General features: G+C 33.3%; 1 protein-coding gene. It reads right to left on the bottom strand.

From position 1 onward, the window contains the following. Positions 1–1,551 (bottom strand): transposase (locus K292_RS17190; protein ID WP_037373212.1); only part of this gene is annotated, 1,551 nt, incomplete at its 3' end. Positions 1,552–1,633 lie beyond the last annotated feature (82 nt).

The following is a 1,633-nucleotide window of genomic DNA, read 5'->3' as shown; positions in this document are numbered from 1 at the left end:
ATATTTATATAAGTTGTAACCACAAGAAATTAAAGTAAGTTCAAGAATTACTCCTTTAAGTCCTCTCCTAAATAGTCTTTTGTAAGACCTGTTCCATTTTATTATTCCAAAAGTTCCCTCTGATTGAATGCTTCGATTCATGCGTAGCAAAGCACCGTGTATTGATTCGAGATTATCTATTACTTCATGATGTATTGATGTTAATTCTCTATTCAGACTTACGCTTCTGTTCCCAGACGTTTTTTTGCAACAATCACTGCGATATGGACAGCCTTCACAATCTTCACATTCATATATTTCTTCGGTTCTTCCATACTTATTTTTGTATATGTGCTTATCATATTTATAAAGGAGCCTTTTCCCATTGGGGCAAATTAGCTCACCTTGCTCATTTTGTTTAAAGTTGACAGCACGATATGGATTTGTATGATATTTCTTGTCTTTTGTTTCTTTTTCAAACATTGTAAATTTCATATATTTTTCCATGCCATGCTCTTCGCAATAAATATAGTTATTAAAAGATCCATAGCCAGCATCTGCAACTGGATATGTTGGATATTTTCCATATATCCCATTAAACTTTTCCATAAGTGGCACAAAGCATTCCATATCAGAAGCATATTTTTTCACATCAATAACTGCTATATATTCATCACATATTGCAGCTTGAACATTGTATGCTGGAACAAGCTGATCATTTCCCATGTAATCTTTTTTAACTCGCATAAATGTTGCATCATGGTCAGTTTTTGCATAGCTGTTTCTTTTATCTCCACATATTTGTATATGATTTGCATAAGACTTTAGACGTTCCAAGTAACCCTGCATTTCCTGGTATTGTCTTTGCTCAATACTCTTTCTATGCCCAATGCCTGAAACAAATGTAGTCTCATTAATCGATGTCGCCTTGGCATAGTTGCAAAGCAATTCCTCTACGTATTCAATCGAGTATTCTTCGCGTTTTTCGAGTTTAATACCAAGCAAACCTAGAACTTGTGAATTCATAAAATCAATAAGAATAGAAACCTTCTCATATACCTTGCTTCTATTTTTAATACAGGATTTCTTCCAAACCCATGTATAGCGATTGGCATTTGCTTCTATCTTAGTTCCGTCAATATATGTATGGTTCAAATCAACATTCTCTACTTCAAAAATGTAGCGATTTACATCATTAAATATCTGCTCGATTGAGGTTGTAAGTTCATTGCGCATAAAATTACCAAAAGTAGCAAAAGACGGAGCTTTCATCTCATCAAGTAAATACATATATCTTATGTCATTCTTACAAAGTTTTTCTAAATCTCTTAATGATCTAATGCCATTTTCCATAAATGCAAACAGTATTATCTTTAATAATTTTAGTGCATCACATTTTGGGCGACCTGTTCTGCAGCCTTCCTCTGCAAAGTATGGTGTTAGGTCAATATGATCCACTACATCACAAAAGGTATACATTGGATCAGACAAATCAATAAGTTTTTCTAAATCCAGTGGTAATTTTAACTGTCTTGTTGTAAAATTAAAGTTGGTATTTTTGTTTTTTTGCATAAATAAATTATACCAAAAACCCGCTATGGTTTCTATGACCACAGCGGGTTTTCTATTTGGGGAGTTTTTTTACAGCCCCTTT

Origin of the sequence: Anaerovorax odorimutans DSM 5092, assembly GCF_000426305.1 — a bacterium.
GTDB classification, from domain to species: Bacteria; Bacillota; Clostridia; order Peptostreptococcales; family Anaerovoracaceae; genus Anaerovorax; species Anaerovorax odorimutans.
This window is presented reverse-complemented; position numbering and strand designations above follow the sequence as displayed.